Below are 17,527 nucleotides of genomic sequence, written 5' to 3'. Positions count from 1 at the left end.
ACCGTAGGGGCGACCGGCCGCCCCGGCAGCCGGTCAGCGCATCTGCGCCACCCAGGCCACCGCCTCGCGCGCCTGCTGCCGCCGCCGCTCGTAGGTGGCCCCCACCAGCAGCAGCACCAGCCCGGCCGCGGTGAGGGTGACCCACCGCGGCAGCAGCGGCGCGTAGGGCCACAGCCGGCCGACCACGACGAACGCCAGCACGGCCGAGCCGACGACGAACGGCGCCTGCCGGTGGCCGAGGGCGCCGCCCACCGCCAGCGCCGCCGCCACGGAGACGACCAGCACCAGGCGCAGCGCCGTCGGCTCGGTCACCACCACGAACGCCGACGGCGCGAGCCCGACCGCGACCGCCGGGCCCTCCGCCGCCCACGACGGGCCGCGGGAGAGCAGGCGGGGCAGGCCGACCAGCAGCAGGCCGGCCGCGGCGGGCAGGGTGTACGCCTCGGGCGTCGTCACGCCGGCGCCCCCGACGGCGACCCAGGTGGCGACCACCAGGTCGGCCACGGCGACGACCGCGATCCAGCCGCGCCGCGCCACGAGCGCGTAGCAGCCGGCCGCCGCGCCGACGACGGCCAGCTGCAGCCCCACCTGCCCCCAGGCGCCGGCGGTCGTGCTGACCGCGCCGGCCAGCAGCCCCGCGGCACCGGCCGGGGCCGCGAGGGCGGCCTCCTCCGGCGCGCCCGCGCGCAGCGCGGCCAGGCCGAACGCGGCCGCCGCGACCAGCGCGAGCAGCAGGCCGCCGGTCGGCGGCGCGAGCAGCTCGCCGTGCACCGCCACGAGCACGGCCCCGGCGGGCGCGGCGACGGCGGCGCCCGCGGCCGCCACCCGCAGGCGGGGCAGCAGGACCGCGGCGACCGCGGCGGGCGCGGTGGCCGCCAGCACGACGAGCGCCAGCGGCAGCCAGCGGCCGTCGGCGGCCAGGTGCCCGGCGCCGAGGACGGCGGTGGCGGCGCCCCCGGCCGCGAGCCCCGCCGCCGCGACCGGGACGCGGGCCAGCGGGACGGCGGTGGTCAGCGCCGCGAGCCCCACCCCGGCGGCGACCACCGCGCCCGGCCGCCCCGACCCGTGCAGCGACCCGGCCAGCGCGAGGCCGGTCGCCGCCGCGCCGGTGCCCGCGACGAGGACGGGGGAGGGGAGCAGCCCGCCGGCGTCGGGGAGGCGCGGCAGCAGCACCGCGCCGAGGGCCGCCGCGGCGAGCACCGCCGTCGCCGGCCACGCCTCGGCCGGTCCCGACGACTCCGCGACGACGATCGCGCCGACGGCGCCCGCGGCCGTCGCCAGCAGGGCGAGCACCGCGGCGACCGGGACCAGCGGCCGCCGCACCCGGAGGAGCACCGCGACGTCGAGCAGGGCGACCGCGAAGGCGACCGCCACCCCGGACGGGCCGTCGAGGGCGCCCGGCGGCAGGAGCAGGAAGGGCGCCGGCTGGGCGGCGAGCAGCGCGACGAGCGGCCACGCCGCGGTGGTGCGGGTCGCCCGGCCCAGGCCGACGGCCACCGCGACGACGACGCCGCAGCCGATCGCCGCCCACAGACGCAGCGGCAGCTCGTCGACGCCGAGCAGGCCCTTGGCGTAGGCGGCACCCAGGTCGACGGCGAGCAGCGCGGTGCCGGCCGCGGCCAGCGTCTCCTCGGTGGCGCGCAGGCCGCGCCGGGCGGTCCACGCCGACGCGCCGCAGGTCGCCGCGGTGACCACCAGCATCACCGTCGCCTGGAACGCCAGGCCCAGCCGGGTCCAGGCGAGCGCGACGAAGGCGAGCGCGCCCGCGACCAGCAGCAGCGCGCCGAGCCCGAGCAGCACCTGCTGCGGGCTCAGCCGGCGGCGCGGCGGCCCGGGGGGCGGTGAGGGTGGCGGTGGTGGGAGCGGCGCGTGCACGCGCCGGGGCGGGGGAGCGACCGGGGCGGGCGCCGGTGCGGGCGCGGGCGCGGCGCCGGGCGCGGCCGCGCGCAGCGTGGCGACCAGCGCGTCGCGGTCGCGGGTCAGCTCGGCCAGCGTCGCGCCGATGCGGGCGACGACGAGCGCGGCCTGGCCCACGGCCGGCAGCCCGCAGGTGGGGCAGGGCGCGCCGGCCGGCCCGGCCGCGGGCGTGCCGCAGACCGGGCAGGGGAACGCCGGGGTCGGGTGCATGCGCGCATGGTGACTGGTCGGCGGCCTGCGCAGAAGCGTTGTCCACACCGGACGGGTGACACGCCCCACGCCTCGGGAAATCCGGTCGGGCTCCGCGCCGCGAGCGCCTACCCTGGGATCAGTGATCACGACGACCGGCCTCGAGCTGCGCGCCGGCGCCCGCATCCTCATCAGCGACGCGGACCTCCGCGTGCAGCCCGGCGACCGCATCGGGCTGGTCGGGCGCAACGGCGCGGGCAAGACGACGACGCTCACCACCCTCGCCGGCGAGCGGCTGCCGCACGCGGGCAAGGTGGAGGTCACCGGCGAGATCGGCTACCTGCCCCAGGACCCGCGCAGCGGCGACCTCGACATCACCGCCAGCGACCGGGTGCTCTCCGGCCGCGGCCTCGACGTGCTCCGCCACCAGATGGTCAAGGCGCAGATCGCCATGGCCGAGCCCGCCGACGACGCCGAGCGCGACCGCGCCGTCCGCCGCTACGGCCGCCTGGAGGACCAGTTCGCCGCGCTCGGCGGGTACGCGGCCGAGAGCGAGGCGGCCCGCATCTGCACCGCGCTCGGCCTGCCCGACCGCGTGCTGGCCCAGCCCCTGCGCACCCTCTCCGGCGGCCAGCGCCGCCGCGTGGAGCTGGCCCGCATCCTCTTCTCCGACGCCGAGACGCTCCTGCTCGACGAGCCGACCAACCACCTCGACGCCGACTCGATCACCTGGCTCAAGGGCTTCCTCGCCGCGCACAAGGGCGGGCTGATCGTGATCAGCCACGACGTCGAGCTGCTCGACGCGGTGGTCAACAAGGTGTGGCACCTCGACGCCAACCGGGCCGCGGTCGACGTCTACAACCTCGGCTGGAAGGCCTACCTCGACCAGCGCGAGACCGACGAGCGCCGCCGCAGGCAGGAGCGGGCCAACACCGAGCGCAAGATCGAGGCGCTGTCGGCGCAGGCGGACAAGATGCGCGCCAAGGCCACCAAGGCGCGCGCGGCCAAGAGCATGGACAAGCGGGTCGAGCGGCTCTCCGCCGGCCTGGCCGAGGTCCGCGTGCAGGACAAGGTGGCCAAGCTGCGGTTCCCCACCCCGGCGGCGTGCGGCCGCACGCCGCTCATGGCCGAGGGGCTGTCGAAGAACTACGGCTCCCTCGAGGTGTTCACCGACGTCGACCTGGCCGTCGACCGGGGGACGCGGGTCGTCGTCCTGGGGCTGAACGGTGCCGGGAAGACGACGCTGCTGCGCATCCTCGCCGGCACCGAGGCGCCCGACACCGGCGAGGTGAAGCCCGGGCACGGGCTGCGGATCGGCTACTACGCGCAGGAGCACGAGACCCTCGACCTCGACCGCACCCTCCTGGAGGTCATGCGCTCGGCGGCGCCGCAGAGCACCGACACCGAGCTGCGGCGCATCCTCGGCGCGTTCCTCTTCTCCGGCGACGCGGTCGACCAGCGGGCCGGCACGCTCTCCGGCGGCGAGAAGACCCGGCTGGCCATGGCCACGCTCGTCGTCTCCGGGGCCAACGTGCTGCTGCTCGACGAGCCCACCAACAACCTCGACCCGGCCAGCCGCGAGCAGGTGCTGCAGGCGCTGCGCACCTACACCGGGGCGATCGTGCTGGTCACCCACGACGAGGGCGCCGTCCGGGCGCTCGCCCCGGACAAGGTGATCCTGCTGCCCGACGGCACCGAGGACGCCTGGAGCGAGGACCTCGCCGACCTCGTCGAGCTCGCGTGACCCTTCGTCGGTCTCCGGCCGGCACCACTCCTTCCGGTCGCCGTCGGTCCGCTCCTGGGTGATCATGGCTTCGGGGACGCCGGGCAGCAGGGCTCCGGCGACCAGGGGACGAGCTGCCACCACCGGGCCGGCCGGGTGCCGGTATCGGTCGGCGCCGACACGGAGGGGAGTCATGGCCGACTCGAACACGGCAGACCTCGGCAAGGGCAAGCGGATCACGGGGGGAGACCGGACGTCGCTCGCCGACGAGCTGCGCAAGCGCTACGACGGCGGCGAGAGCATCCGTTCCCTGGCCACCTCCACGAACCGGTCGTACGGCTTCGTGCACCGGCTGCTGTCGGAGTCGGGGGCGACCCTGCGCAGCCGCGGTGGGGCGAACCGGAGTGCGAAGAAGGCCTGAACTAGAAAGGGCCCGTGACCGACACGAGTCCTGAGGGTTGGGTCCGCGCCGAGCGGGACGGCCCCGTCCTGACCGTCACCCTCGACCGCCCCGACCGGCTCAACGCCCAGACGCCGGCGACGTGGGCGGCGCTGCGCCGGGTGGCCGACGGGGTCGACGACGACGTCCGCGTGGTCGTGGTGCGCGGTGCCGGGCGGGCGTTCTCCGCGGGCCTGGACCGCAGCCTGTTCGGCCCCGGGGCGGGGGACGGCACGCTGGGCGAGCTGGCGGGCATGCCCGCCGACCTCGCCCAGGAGCGCATCCGCGGCTACCAGAGCGCCTTCCGCTGGCTGCGCTCGCCGGGCATCGTCTCCGTCGCCGCCGTGCAGGGCCACGCCATCGGCGCGGGCGCGCAGCTGGCCCTCGCCTGCGACCTGCGGATCCTCGCCGAGGACGCCCAGCTGCGGCTGCCCGAGGTGACGCTCGGGCTGGTCCCCGACCTCACCGGTACGAGCAACCTGGTCGACCTGGTCGGCTACGGGCGCGCGCTGGAGATGTGCCTGACCGGCCGCGCGGTGGGCGCCACCGAGGCGCGGGCGATCGGCGTCGCGAACCTCGTCGTGCCGAACGCCGAGCTCGACGCCGCCGTCGGCGACCTGGTCGCGGCGCTGCTCGCGCCGCCGGTGGGCGCCAGCCGGGAGACGGCGGCGCTGATCCGGTCGGCCGTGCACAACGACCACGAGACCCAGGACGCCGCCGAGCGCGCGGCGCAGGTGCGCCGGATCTCCGCTCTCGTCGGTGGGGGCTGAGAGGCTCCTCTGGAACACGCCGGTGCCGCGCGGTGTTGGCCGGGCGTCCGGGTCGGCCCGCGAGGAGGGAGCAGCGTGGACATGAGCGGTCCCATGACCTCCATGGCGGCGATGCGGTCGTTCCGGCGCGATCCGTCGGTCACCGCGCGCGAGCTGCCCAAGGGCACCGTCAAGCGCATTCTCGGGGTGGCCAGGCCCTACCGGCGCGAGCTGGCGTTCTTCCTGGCGCTGGTCGTCGGCTCGTCGGTGATCGGCGTCCTCACCCCGCTGCTGGCCGGCGACATCGTCAACCGCATCGCCCGGCTCGACGGCACCGCGGGCGACGTCGTCCGCATCGCGCTGTTCATCGCCGGCCTGGCGGTGCTCGACGCGGCGATCTCGCTGGCCACGCGGTGGTACTCCGCGCGCATCGGCGAGGGCGTCATCTACGACCTGCGCAGCCGCGTCTTCGAGCACGTCCAGCGCATGCCGGTCGCGTTCTTCACGCGCACCCAGACCGGTGCCCTGGTCAGCCGGCTGAACAACGACGTGATCGGGGCGCAGCAGGCGTTCACCTCGACGCTGTCCGGCGTCGTCTCCAACGCCATCGGCCTCGTGCTCACCGCCGGTGTCATGTTCTCGCTGTCGTGGCAGATCACCCTGCTGTCGCTGGTCATGGTGCCGCTGTTCGTGCTGCCCGCCCGGCGGATCGGCCGGCGGTTGCAGGAGATCACCCGGGAGTCCTACGGGCTCAACGCGTCGATGAACGCGACGATGACCGAGCGGTTCAACGTCGCCGGCGCGCTGCTGGTCAAGCTGTTCGGCCGGCCCGACGTCGAGGCGGAGTCCTTCCGCGGGCGGGCCGCGCGGGTGCGCGACATCGGCGTCCTGTCGGCGATGTACGGCCGCACGTTCTTCACCGCCCTCACCCTGGTGGCGGCGCTGGCCACCGCGCTGGTCTACGGCCTGGGCGGGTGGCTCGCCTTCGACGGCGCGCTCAGCCCCGGTGACGTCGTCGCCCTGGCGCTGCTGCTCTCGCGGCTCTACGGGCCGCTGACCGCGCTGTCCAACGTCCGCGTCGACGTCATGAGCGCGATGGTCAGCTTCGACCGCGTCTTCGAGGTGCTCGACCTGCCGCCGATGATCCGCGAGGCGCCGGACGCCGTCGCCGTCCCGGCCGACGACCGGTCGATCGAGTTCGACTCGGTCTCCTTCAGCTACCCCTCCGGCGCCGAGGTCTCGCTCGCCTCGCTCGAGGAGGTCTCGCTGCCCGAGCACGGCGGGCCGACGGCGGTGCTGCACGACGTCTCGTTCCGGGTGGAGCCGGGCCAGCTGGTGGCCCTGGTCGGGCACTCGGGCGCCGGCAAGTCGACGATCGCCAACCTGGTGCCGCGGCTGTACGACGTCACCGGGGGCGCGGTGCGGGTGGGCGGCCTCGACGTCCGCCGGGCCACGCTGGCCTCGCTGCGCGACGCGATCGGCGTGGTGAGCCAGGACGCGCACCTGTTCCACGACACCATCCGCGCCAACCTGCTCTACGCCCGCCCCGACGCCACCGAGGAGCAGCTGTGGGCGGCGCTCACCGGCGCCCGCATCGGCGAGCTCGTCCGCTCGCTGCCCGACGGTCTCGACACCGTCGTCGGCGACCGCGGCTACCGGCTCTCCGGTGGTGAGAAGCAGCGGCTGGCGATCGCGCGGGTGCTGCTCAAGGCGCCGGGCATCGTGATCCTCGACGAGGCGACCGCGCACCTCGACAGCGAGAGCGAGGTGGCCGTGCAGCACGCGCTCGACGCCGCGCTGGAGGGCCGCACGTCGCTGGTGATCGCGCACCGGCTGTCCACCATCCGCGAGGCCGACCGCATCCTCGTGGTCGACGACGGTCGCATCGCGGAGTCGGGCACGCACGAGGAGTTGCTGGCACTCGGCGGCCGCTACGCCGATCTGTACCGCACCCAGTTCACCGGCGGAGAGCCGCAGACGGTCGACGCCGCGTGACCACTAGCGTCACTCCTGTCCCTGCATTCCTGAGGAGCACGAGTTGACCGCTGCCCACCCGCACGACACCGCCATCCGCACGCTGTACGTCCAGTTGCTGGACGGTTGGAACCGGCGCAGCGGCGCAGCGGTCGCGGCGGTGTTCGCCGACGACGGCGACATCATCGGGTTCGACGGCAGCCACCACAGCGGCCGGCTGACCATCGCCTCCGACCTCCGGCGGATCTTCGGCACCCACCAGACCCCGGCCTACGTCGGGCTCATCCGCTCGGTGCGGCCGATGGCCGAGGGCGTCGCCGTCCTGCACGCCCACGCCGGGATGATCCCGCCGGGCGGTGGGGACCTCGACCCCGCGCTGCTCACCGTGCACACCCTCGTGGCGGTCGAGGAGGCACCCGGGCGCTGGAAGATCTCGCTGTTCCAGAGCACGCCGGCGGCGTGGCACGAGCGCCCGGAGGCCCGCGAGGCGCTGCTGGCCGAGCTGCGCGGGCTGCTGGCGCCGCAGTGAGCGGAGCGCCCCGCGGGAGCGCACCGGTGGTGCAGTGACGGTCCTGGTCACCCCCGGGCAGCTGCTGGCCCTGCCCGGTCGCGTGGTGCTGCTCGACGTCCGCTGGGCGCTGGGCGACGACCGCGGGCACGAGCGGTACCTGGCGGGCCACCTGCCCGGCGCGGTCTTCGTCGACCTCGACCGCGAGCTGGCCGACCCGCCGTCGGCGGCGGCCGGGCGGCACCCGCTGCCGTCGCTGCAGCGGCTGCAGTCGGCCGCCCGCCGGTGGGGCGTCCGCACCGGTGACCGCGTGGTCGCCTACGACGACTCCGGCGGCACCGCGGCGGCCCGCGCGTGGTGGCTGCTGCGCTGGGGCGGGGTGGCCGACGTGCGGCTGCTCGACGGCGGGCTGGCCGCGTGGCGGCGGGCCGGGGGGACGGTGGAGGAGGGCGAGGTCGTCCCCGAGCCCGGCGACGTGGTGCTCGCCGGCGGCGGGATGCCGGTGCTCGGCATCGACGAGGCCGCCGCGCTGCCGGCGGCCGGCGGGCTGCTGCTCGACGCCCGCGCCCCCGAGCGCTACCGCGGTGAGGTCGAGCCGGTCGACCCCCGCGCCGGGCACGTCCCCGGCGCGGTGAGCGCGCCCACCACCGGCAACCTCGCCGACGACGGCACCGTGCTGCCCGCCCCCGCGCTGAGGGAGCGGTTCGCCGCGCTCGGCGCCGTGCCGGGCCGGTCGGTCGGCGTCTACTGCGGCTCGGGCGTCACGGCCGCCCACGAGGTGGCCGCCCTGGCCGTGGCGGGCATCGAGGCGGCGCTCTGGCCGGGGTCGTGGTCGCAGTGGTCGGCCGACCCCGCCCGCCCCGCGGCGACCGGCCCCGACCCGGCATGAGCGGACCGACCACCGGCACCTGGGTCGTGGCCGGCCTGGCGGCCGCCGCCCACCTCGTCGTCGGCGTGTTCTACCTGTCGTCCGGGCTGGTGGCCCCGCTGTGGGCGGTCGTCGTCCTCGGCCTGTGGTGGCTCCTGCTCGCCGTCCACCTCTCCCGGCTGGCGCTGCGCGGCTCCCGGTGGACGCCGGCGGTGCCGGTGGTCGCGTTCGCCACCTGGTACGCCGTCCTCGCCGCGGGGGAGGCGCTGCTCGGCTGGACCGCCTGACGACGCGTCAGGTCGGCGGCCACGGCTGCGGAGGCGCGCCCAGCGGGTCGTTCTCCGGCGTGTCCCGGCCGACCCGGAACTGGTGCATCATGTCGTGGTCCTCGTGGCTGGTGTTGTGGCAGTGGATCATGTACCGGCCGGTGCGGTTGAGCGGGTCCCCGCCGAACCGCGCCAGGATGCGGATGTCCTCGTTCTCCTTGAGGTAGACGACGTCCTTGGGGCCGGCCTCGAACGCGCCGGGCTGTTTCCCGTTGCGGTCCAGGATCCGGAAGTCGACGAGGTGCAGGTGGATGGGGTGGAACCAGCCGCCGGAGTGGTTGGACAGCTTCCAGATCTCCCAGGAGCCGGGCGTGATGTTGCCGGTGTCCGGCTGGCCGTCCCGGTCGAAGAGCGTCCGGCGGAACTCGGTGCCCTCGACCTGCGCCCAGGTCGTCGCGTTGATCTGCCACTCCCCGTTGCCGCGCTCGAAGCGGAGGTCGCGGGTCCGGGTCGCGAGCGCCGGATCGGCGTTGAGCAGCGTGGTGTCGTAGGGCAGCGTCGTCGGCAGGGGCGGGTCGGCCACCGGGCTGGTGTTGTCGACGACGTCGAAGGCCATGACCTTGTCGGTGTGGTCGTAGTCGATCGAGTTCTCGACGCCGAGGTTGCGCAGCTCGACACGGGTGCCGCGGGGGACCCGGGAGAAGTCGACGACCACCCCGTACCGCTCCGCCATGCTGACCGGCAGCTCGGTCACCTCCACCGGGGCCCTGAGGAACCCGCCGTCGTTGGTGATCACCTGGAACGTCGCCCCGTGCGTCAGCGTGAGGCGGTAGGCCCGGGCGGTGGAGGCGCCGAGGATGTGGAAGCGGTACTTGCGGCGCATCACCTCCAGGCGCGGCCAGGCGACGCCGTTGACCAGGATGACGTCGCCCATGACCCCGGAGTGGCCCCGGTCGTCGAACAGCAGGTCGCCGTTCGACTTGAACGCCGCGTCGCTGATGACGAGGGGGACGTCGAACGGCCCGGACGGCAGCTGGGCGTCGAACTCGCCGCGGATCACGTAGAGCCCGGCGAGCCCGTGGTAGACGTTGCGGGCGGTGACGTGCACGGCGTGGTCGTGGTACCAGATCGTCCGGGCGTCCTCGGTGTTGTCGTAGAGGTAGTCCTTGAACTGCCCCGGGGAGCTCAGGTCGTTGGCGTACCCGTCGTACTGCGGCAGCGAGGGCGCCCCGTGCAGGTGGGTGGAGGTCTGCACGTCCCCGAGGAAGGTGCCGGCCAGGTTGTTGATCTGGCGGACGACGGCGGGCTGGCCGCGGGGGACGTCGATCGTGGGCCCGGGGAACGAGCCGTTGTAGCCGATCATCCGGGTGGTGACGCCGCCCTCCAGGATCCGCACGCCGAACTGGCGCTGCTGCAGGACGTAGCGGCGCCGGCCGTCGGGCAGCGCGGTGTACTGAGCCGCGGCCGGCCAGCGGAAGCGCCGGGTGTACGGCCGCGGGATGAGGTTCTCGGCGATCTCGGAGGCGCGCTTCGCGCTGACCGACCCGACGAGCGGCAGGGTCAGGGCCGCGGCGCCGAAGGCGGTCAGCTTCAGCAGGTCCCGCCGGTCGAGGGACCAGGCAGCACGCGCGTCGGGGGTGTGGGCGTCCATCTCGGCATCCCGGGCTGGTCGTCGTCTCCCCCGACGGCAGGAATCCTCCGACCGCCCGGCGAGGGCGGGAACCCACGAAAACGGGTGAGGTCCTACGACCCTCGTCCGGGCGTGCCGCCACGTCCCGCAGGCGGAGCGCGTACGGACCGCTCCCTGAACCGTCAAGCACGGGGCTCCCGCCGCCCCGCGTGGCCGCGCGCCGGCGTTCACCCCGCGGCCGGGACCGCCTCGCGCACGGGCGTCGGGACCGGCCGGCGCCGGCGCTGCACCGCCGCGCCCGCGCCCAGCAGCAGCAGCCCGGCGACGACCCAGCCGGTGAGCACCAGCAGGGGAGCGCCGGCGCCGGCGCCGTCGAACCACGACACCGAGCGCAGCAGGGTGCCGGTGGCCCCCGGCGGCAGCACCTGGCCCAGCGTGCCCCAGCCGGTGGGCAGCAGCTCCGGCGCGCTCGCCAGCCCGGAGAGCGGGTTGCCCAGCAGGACGACGGTGGCCGCGCCGAGGCCGAGCCCCGGCGTGCCCGCCAGCTTCTCCAGCCCGAGCAGCACCAGCGCCGTGGCGGCCATGCCGAGCGCCACCACACCGGTCGTCGTCCACCAGCCGCTCTCGACGGCACCCAGCCAGGTGCCGAGCACGGTGGCCGTCACCATGCCCCCGGCCAGCGCCATGGCGACGGCGGCCACCACGCGCGTGCCGGTGCGCCGCACCAGGCGGGCCGTGAGCCCGGCGGTGAGGACGCCGCCGAGCGCCAGCGGCAGGGCCGCCGCGGCCAGCCCCGCGCCGCGCGGGTCGCCGTCGGGCGTGGGGACGACGTCCTCGACCGGCACCTGGGTACCCGTGGCGGCGCCCAGCCCGGTCGCCACCTGGCGCAGCGACTGCGCCACGACGGGGGAGGCGGCCGAGGCGACGAGCAGGTGCGGTCCGTCGGGGCCGACGACGACGGCGCCGTAGACCTCGCGGTCGGCGATGGCCTCGCGGGCGGCCGCCTCGTCGGCGAGCACCTCGACGTCGAAGGCGCCGGGCTGCGCCTCGTCGAGCGCGGCCGTCACCTGCTCGGCGGCCGGTGCCGGCCCGGCCACGGCCACGGGCAGGTCCCGCGGGGCGGAGCGCACCGCGGGCCAGGCGAAGGCGGTCAGCACGACCGCGACGAGCACGGCGATCCCGGCGATCAGCGGCACCAGGCGGGCGGCGTCCCGGCCGGTGGAGGGCGTGTCCATGGCGTCTCCTCAAGATAAAACGAACGACCGTTCTCCTGTACGTGCCACCTTCCTCCAGGGGGCGAGTGCTGTCAAGAACGATCGTTCGTTTTACAGTGGCGGCATGCCTCGCGTGACCGACGCCCACCTGACCGCCCGCCGCGACCAGATCCTCGACGCGGCGACGGCGCGCTTCGCGGCCAACGGGTTCCAGGCGACCGGCATGGCCGACGTCATCGCGGCCTCGGGCCTGTCCGCCGGTGCGGTGTACCGCTACTTCCGCAGCAAGGACGAGCTGATCGAGGCGATCGTCGACCGCGTGCTGGGCCGTGCCGCCGAGCGCTTCGCGGTCTTCCTCGAGGAGGACGCCGACCCCGAGCCGGCGGCGGCGGTGGCCACCGCGGTCGACCTCGTCGCCACCGTCGCCTCGACCGGTCCGGTCGACATGACGCGCGTGGCGGTCCAGGCGTGGGCGGAGGCGTTGCGCAACCCGTCGGTGGGCCGGGTCGCGAGCACCGCGTACGGCACCATGCGCGGCTACTTCGTCGAGGTCGCCGGGCGGGCGCAGCGGTCGGGCCGGCTGCCGGCCGACGCCGATCCCCGGCTGCTCGGGGCGGCGCTGTTCTCCCTGGTCCTCGGGTTCCTGCTGCAGCGGCTGCTGCTCGGCGACGTGGACCCGCGGGCCTACGTGGCGGCCGTCGGGGCGCTGCTGCCCACCGCGGCGTCGTAGCGGTCGAGCAGCACGGCGGCGATCCGCTCGTCGGGCAGCAGGGGAGCGGTCACCGCGTCGGCGCCGGCCTCCGCCAGCCTGCCCGCGAAGTGCCCGGGGGCCAGCAGGTACGCCGCCACGACCACGCGCGCCGCGCCGGCCCGGCGGGCGCGGGCCACGGCCTCGGGCACCGGCGGCTGCGCGGCCGACCCGAAGCCGGTGGTCACCGGACCCGCCCACCGGTCCTGCAGCAGCGCGGCGGTGCGCTCGACGTCGGCAGCGGACCGCGGGTCACTTGACCCGGCGGCGGCCAGGACGACGGCGGTGCCCGGGTCGGCGGGGTCGGCGCCGGCGGCGGTCAGCCGGTCGTGCAGCACGGCGACCAGCCGCGCGTCGGGGCCCAGCGGCCGGGCCGCGACGGCGGTCGGGTGCGCGGCGACCGCGCCGGCGATGTCGACGTGCACGTGGTACCCGCCGGAGAGCAGCAGCGGGACGACGACGGCCGGGCGGTCCTCGGCGGCGAGGGAGGCGACGACGTCCACGACCGTCGGTGGCTGGACGTCGACGAACGCCGCCGTCGTCACCAGGCCGGGGCGCAGCGTGCGCGCCGCCAGCGCGAGCTCGGCCACCAGCCGGCGGCCGGTGGGGCTGCGGGTGCCGTGCGCGCAGGCGACGAGGACCGGCGCCGTCATCGGCGGCCCGTCATGGCGAACGCAGCATCCCGCCGTCCACGGGGAGCATCACGCCGGTCAGGTAGGAGGCGGCGGGGGAGAGGGCGAAGGCGGCGACGCGGCCGAACTCCTCCGGCTGCCCGTAGCGGCGCAGGGGGATGGCCGCCGTGAACCTCCGGTACGCGGCCTCGGGGTCGCCCGTGGCCTCGTCGATCTCGGTGATGCGGTCGGTGGCGATGCGCCCCGGCAGCAGCCCGAACACGCGGATCCCCCGCGGTCCGAGCTCGTCGGCCAGCGCCTTCGCCGTCATGGCCAGGCCGGGGCGCAGGCCGTTGGAGACGGCCAGGTGCGGGATCGGCTCGCGCACCGACGTGGAGAGCACGAACCCGAGCGCCGCGCCCTCGCCGAGGTGCGGGACGAGCGCGCGGACGAGCTCGAGCGGCCCGAGGACCACGCTCTCGTAGGCGTCCCGCCACTGGTCGGCCGTGGTCTGGAAGACGGTGCCCGGCGCCGGACCGCCGACCGAGATCAGCGCGCCGTCGAGCCGGCCGAGCCGCTCCCGGGCCTCGTCGACCAGCCGCGGCACCGCCGCGGGCTCGGCGAGGTCGGCCACCGCGCCGTGCGCGGCCGGGGCGCCGCCGAGCTCGGCGACGGCCCGCTCCACCGTGCCGGCGCTGCGGGAGCTGACCAGCACCCGCGCGCCGTCGCCGACCAGGGCCCGGGCGGTCGCGAACCCCAGCCCCCGGCTCGCGCCGGTGAGCAGGTAGCCGCGACCGCCCAGGCCCAGGTCCACGCGGGGATCAGCCCTGCCGGAGCGACCGGAGGACGTACTGCATGATCCCGCCGTTGCGGTAGTAGTTCGCCTCGCCGGGGGTGTCGATCCGGACGCGCGCGTCGAACTCGATGTCGCCCGCCTTGACCTTCACCGTCTTCGGGGTCCGGCCCTCGTTGAGCTCGGTGATCCCGGTGATGGAGAACTCCTCGTCGCCGGTCAGGCCGAGCGACTCCCGGTTCTGGCCCTCGGGGAACTGCAGCGGCAGCACGCCCATGCCGATGAGGTTGGAGCGGTGGATCCGCTCGTAGCTCTCGGCGATGACCGCCTTGACGCCGAGCAGCGCCGTCCCCTTGGCCGCCCAGTCGCGGGAGGACCCGGAGCCGTACTCCTTGCCGGCCAGCACCACCAGCGGGATCCCGGCCTCGGCGTAGGCGACCGACGCGTCGTAGATCGTCGTCGTCTCGCCGGTGAGGTGGTTCTTGGTGACGCCGCCCTCGGTGCCGGGCACCAGCTGGTTGCGCAGCCGGATGTTGGCGAACGTGCCGCGGATCATCACCTCGTGGTTCCCGCGCCGGGAGCCGTAGGAGTTGAAGTCCCGCCGCTCGACGCCGTGCTCGCGCAGGTACTTCCCGGCCGGGCTGTCGGCCTTGATCGAGCCGGCCGGGGAGATGTGGTCGGTGGTCACCGAGTCGCCGAGGACGGCGAGGGTGCGGGCGCCGGTGATGTCGCCGACCGGGGCCGGGGTCTCCGGCATGCCCTCGAAGTACGGGGGCTTGCGCACGTAGGTGCTGTTCGCGTCCCAGGAGAAGGTGTCACCGGTCGGCGTGGGCAGGTTCTGCCACTGCTCGGTGCCGGCGAAGACGTCCTCGTAGCTGCGGCCGAACTGCTCGGCGGAGACGGCCTGGTCGATCGTCGCCTGGACCTCCTGCGGCGACGGCCAGATGTCGCGCAGGAAGACGTCCTGCCCGTCCTTGCCCTTGCCCAGCGGCTCGGAGGTGATGTCGACGTCCATCGAGCCGGCCAGCGCGTAGGCGATCACCAGCGGCGGGCTGGCCAGGTAGTTCATCTTGACGTCGGGGTTGATCCGGCCCTCGAAGTTGCGGTTGCCGGACAGCACCGAGACCACCGCCAGGTCGGCCTCGTTGACCGCCGCGGACACCGGCTCCGGCAGCGGGCCGGAGTTGCCGATGCAGGTGGTGCAGCCGTAGCCGACCAGGTAGAAGCCGAGCTTCTCCAGGTACGGCGTCAGACCGGCCTTCTCGTAGTAGTCGGTGACCACCTTCGAGCCGGGGGCGAGCGTCGTCTTGACCCAGGGCTTGGTCTCCAGCCCCGCCTCGACGGCCTTCTTGGCCAGCAGCGCCGCGCCGATCATCACCTGCGGGTTGGAGGTGTTGGTGCAGGAGGTGATGGCGGCGATCACCACGTGGCCGTGGTCGACGAAGGTCTCGCGGCCGTCCTCGAGGACCACCGCGGTCGGCTTGGTCTGCCGGTCGGGCAGCGCCTCGCCGGGCAGGAACGGGTGCGGCCGCCCGGCCTCCTCGTGGTCGTCGTGGTTGTACGGGCTCACCGGGTCGGAGGCCGGGAAGGACTCGGCCGAGGCCTCGTCGGTGAGCGACTCCACTCCGTAGGGCTGCTCCTGCTGCGGGACGCCGGGCTTGCGGTCGTCGCCGCCGGTGACGTCCGCCTGCACGTAGTCGCCCAGCGCCGTCCGGAACGAGGCCTTGGCGTCGGAGAGGGCGACGCGGTCCTGCGGGCGCTTCGGGCCGGCGATCGACGGGACGACGGTGGCGAGGTCGAGCTCCAGGTACTCGGAGAACACCGGCTCGCGCGACGGGTCGTGCCAGAGGCCCTGCTCCTTGGCGTAGGCCTCGACCAGCGCCACCTGCTCGGCCGAGCGGCCGGTCAGCTCCAGGTAGCCGATCGTCTCCTCGTCGATGGGGAACATCGCCGCGGTCGAGCCGAACTCCGGGCTCATGTTGCCGATCGTGGCCCGGTTGGCCAGCGGGACGGCGGAGACGCCCTCGCCGTAGAACTCGACGAACTTCCCGACCACGCCGTGCTGGCGCAGCATCTCGGTGATGGTGAGCACGAGGTCGGTGGCGGTGGAGCCCTCCGGCAGCTCGCCGGTGAGCTTGAACCCGACGACCCGCGGGATGAGCATCGAGACGGGCTGGCCGAGCATCGCGGCCTCGGCCTCGATGCCGCCGACGCCCCAGCCCAGCACGCCCAGGCCGTTGACCATCGTGGTGTGCGAGTCGGTGCCGACGCAGGTGTCGGGGTAGGCGACGACGCGGTCGCCCTCCTGCCGGGGGAAGACCACGCGGGCCAGGTGCTCGATGTTGACCTGGTGCACGATGCCCATGCCCGGGGGGACGACCTTGAAGTCGTTGAAGGCGCCCTGGCCCCAGCGGAGGAACTGGTAGCGCTCGCCGTTGCGCTGGTACTCGATCTCGACGTTGCGCTGGAACGAGTCGGGGGTGCCGAAGACGTCGGCGATCACCGAGTGGTCGATGACCAGCTCGGCGGGCGCCAGCGGGTTGATCTTGTTCGGGTCGCCGCCGATCTCGGCCATGGCCTCGCGCATCGTGGCGAGGTCGACGATGCAGGGGACGCCGGTGAAGTCCTGCATGACCACGCGGGCCGGGGTGAACTGGATCTCCTGGTCCGGCTCGGCCTCCGGGTCCCAGTTCGCCAGGGCCCGGATGTGGTCGGCGGTGATGTCGGCGCCGTCCTCGGTGCGGAGGAGGTTCTCGAGCAGGACCTTCAGGCTGAAGGGCAGCTTCGCGGAGCCCTCCACCGCGTCGAGCCGGTAGATGTCGTAGTCGGTCCCGTCGACGCTCAGCGTCGACCGCGCTCCGAAGCTGTCCTTGCTGGCTGCCACTGCTTGCGCCTCACCCTCGCTGGTCCACGCGCACTGTTCTCGCGCTGATTGCCACCCCCGATCATCCCAGCACCGGCCCGAGGGCGCGGCTCCGGGCCGGAGGACGGTCACCCGTGACCTGCGACACGACCTCCCGGGAGGCCGGCCACGGACCAGGGGGCCCTTCGTGGCCACCTCCTACGGTGGGGGCGTGGACGACGTCCCCGCCTGGCTGACCGCCGCTCGCCAGATCACCGTGCTGAGCGGGGCCGGCATCTCGACCGACAGCGGCATCCCCGACTTCCGCGGCCCCCAGGGCGTGTGGACCCGCGACCCCGAGGCGGAGAAGCTCTCGACCCTGCAGCACTACGTGGCCGATCCCGGCATCCGCCGCCGGGCCTGGCAGGAGCGGCTGCGGCACCCCGCGTGGTCCGCCGTGCCGAACGCCGGGCACGCGGCGCTGGTCGACCTGGAGCGGCAGGGCCGGCTGCGGGCGCTGCTCACCCAGAACATCGACGGGCTGCACCAGGAGGCCGGGTCGTCCCCGGCGAAGGTGGTGGAGCTGCACGGCACGGTGCACGAGGTCGGCTGCCTGTCCTGCGGCGACCGGACGTCGATGCGCAGCGCGCTGGACCGCGTCGAGGCGGGCGAGCCCGACCCGGCCTGCCTGGCCTGCCGCGGCATCCTCAAGTCGGCGACGATCAGCTTCGGCCAGGCGCTGGACGGCGACGTGGTCGAGGCCGCCGCCCGCGCCGCCGGTGACTGCGACGTCTTCCTCACCGTCGGCACCTCGCTCACCGTGCACCCCGCGGCCGGCCTCACCGACGTCGCCGCCGCGTCGGGCGCCCGGATCGTCGTCGTCAACGCCCAGCCCACGCCCTACGACGGCCTCGCCGACCTCGTCGTCCGCGAGCCGATCGGCACCGCCCTGCCGCGGGGGGGGGGGGGGGGGGGGGGCCCCCCCGGGGCGGGCCGCCGCCCCGCCCGGCGGGGCCCCGGGGGGAAGCATCTTCACCCCGGCCCCCGGCGCGCCCG

15 protein-coding genes are annotated in these 17,527 nt (G+C 75.3%); 9 read left to right on the top strand and 6 right to left on the bottom strand.

Features of this window, described 5'->3' with window-relative positions; genetic code table 11:
- Window positions 1–33: 33 nt before the first annotated feature.
- Complete coding sequence (locus ACI78S_RS13220; protein WP_456973943.1) at window positions 34–2,127, bottom strand: SCO7613 C-terminal domain-containing membrane protein; 2,094 nt, start codon at window positions 2,125–2,127, stop codon at window positions 34–36.
- A 121-nt stretch (window positions 2,128–2,248) separates the two neighbouring features.
- On the opposite strand from ACI78S_RS13220, the gene ACI78S_RS13215 reads away from it, so the two are divergent.
- From ACI78S_RS13215 to ACI78S_RS13185, 7 genes are all read left to right on the top strand, one after another.
- Window positions 2,249–3,850 carry an ABC-F family ATP-binding cassette domain-containing protein gene (locus ACI78S_RS13215; protein WP_456973941.1) on the top strand — a complete coding sequence of 534 codons (1,602 nt, stop codon included), beginning with the start codon at window positions 2,249–2,251 and terminating at the stop codon, window positions 3,848–3,850.
- A 172-nt stretch (window positions 3,851–4,022) separates the two neighbouring features.
- Window positions 4,023–4,250, top strand: coding sequence for a helix-turn-helix domain-containing protein (locus ACI78S_RS13210; protein ID WP_456542506.1), 228 nt, complete (start codon window positions 4,023–4,025; stop codon window positions 4,248–4,250).
- A gap of 14 nt (window positions 4,251–4,264) precedes the next feature.
- Entirely contained in the window at window positions 4,265–5,038 is a 774-nt protein-coding gene (locus ACI78S_RS13205; RefSeq protein WP_456973939.1) for an enoyl-CoA hydratase/isomerase family protein, read from the top strand.
- 81 nt (window positions 5,039–5,119) lie between these two features.
- Window positions 5,120–7,012, top strand: a complete 1,893-nt coding sequence (locus tag ACI78S_RS13200) for an ABC transporter ATP-binding protein (RefSeq protein ID WP_456973937.1) — start codon at window positions 5,120–5,122, stop codon at window positions 7,010–7,012.
- A 43-nt stretch (window positions 7,013–7,055) separates the two neighbouring features.
- A complete protein-coding gene (locus ACI78S_RS13195; RefSeq protein WP_456973935.1) occupies window positions 7,056–7,520 on the top strand; it encodes an SgcJ/EcaC family oxidoreductase in 465 nt (154 codons plus the stop codon).
- A gap of 34 nt (window positions 7,521–7,554) precedes the next feature.
- Window positions 7,555–8,388 carry a sulfurtransferase gene (locus tag ACI78S_RS13190; RefSeq protein WP_456973933.1) on the top strand — a complete coding sequence of 278 codons (834 nt, stop codon included), beginning with the start codon at window positions 7,555–7,557 and terminating at the stop codon, window positions 8,386–8,388.
- Window positions 8,385–8,654, top strand: coding sequence for a hypothetical protein (locus ACI78S_RS13185; RefSeq protein WP_456973931.1), 270 nt, complete (start codon window positions 8,385–8,387; stop codon window positions 8,652–8,654). Before ACI78S_RS13190 ends, ACI78S_RS13185 begins: the two co-directional genes overlap by 4 nt.
- Window positions 8,655–8,661: 7 nt before the next feature.
- On the opposite strand, the gene ACI78S_RS13180 is transcribed toward ACI78S_RS13185, so the two are convergent.
- Complete coding sequence (locus ACI78S_RS13180) at window positions 8,662–10,284, bottom strand: multicopper oxidase family protein (protein WP_456973929.1); 1,623 nt, start codon at window positions 10,282–10,284, stop codon at window positions 8,662–8,664.
- A 206-nt stretch (window positions 10,285–10,490) separates the two neighbouring features.
- Entirely contained in the window at window positions 10,491–11,498 is a 1,008-nt protein-coding gene (locus tag ACI78S_RS13175; protein WP_456973927.1) for a hypothetical protein, read from the bottom strand.
- 103 nt (window positions 11,499–11,601) lie between these two features.
- Here ACI78S_RS13175 and ACI78S_RS13170 point away from each other — a divergent pair, with 103 nt between their 5' ends.
- Entirely contained in the window at window positions 11,602–12,207 is a 606-nt protein-coding gene (locus ACI78S_RS13170) for a TetR/AcrR family transcriptional regulator (protein ID WP_456973925.1), read from the top strand.
- On the opposite strand, the gene ACI78S_RS13165 is transcribed toward ACI78S_RS13170, so the two are convergent.
- From ACI78S_RS13165 to ACI78S_RS13155, 3 genes are read right to left on the bottom strand one after another with little or no spacing between them, the layout of a single operon-like run.
- A complete protein-coding gene (locus ACI78S_RS13165; protein WP_456973923.1) occupies window positions 12,162–12,878 on the bottom strand; it encodes a sirohydrochlorin chelatase in 717 nt (238 codons plus the stop codon). The genes ACI78S_RS13170 and ACI78S_RS13165 overlap by 46 nt on opposite strands.
- A gap of 10 nt (window positions 12,879–12,888) precedes the next feature.
- Entirely contained in the window at window positions 12,889–13,650 is a 762-nt protein-coding gene (locus tag ACI78S_RS13160) for an SDR family oxidoreductase (protein ID WP_456973921.1), read from the bottom strand.
- Window positions 13,651–13,657: 7 nt separating this feature from the next.
- Window positions 13,658–16,513 carry an aconitate hydratase gene (locus ACI78S_RS13155; protein WP_456973919.1) on the bottom strand — a complete coding sequence of 952 codons (2,856 nt, stop codon included), beginning with the start codon at window positions 16,511–16,513 and terminating at the stop codon, window positions 13,658–13,660.
- Window positions 16,514–16,703: 190 nt separating this feature from the next.
- Here ACI78S_RS13155 and ACI78S_RS13150 point away from each other — a divergent pair.
- Window positions 16,704–17,527: SIR2 family NAD-dependent protein deacylase (locus tag ACI78S_RS13150; RefSeq protein ID WP_456973917.1), on the top strand; the 824-nt coding region annotated here is incomplete at its 3' end.

The organism is Geodermatophilus sp. SYSU D00815 (assembly GCF_054050035.1).
Note: the sequence above shows the minus strand (reverse complement) of the source record. Positions and strands in the feature narration are given on the sequence as shown.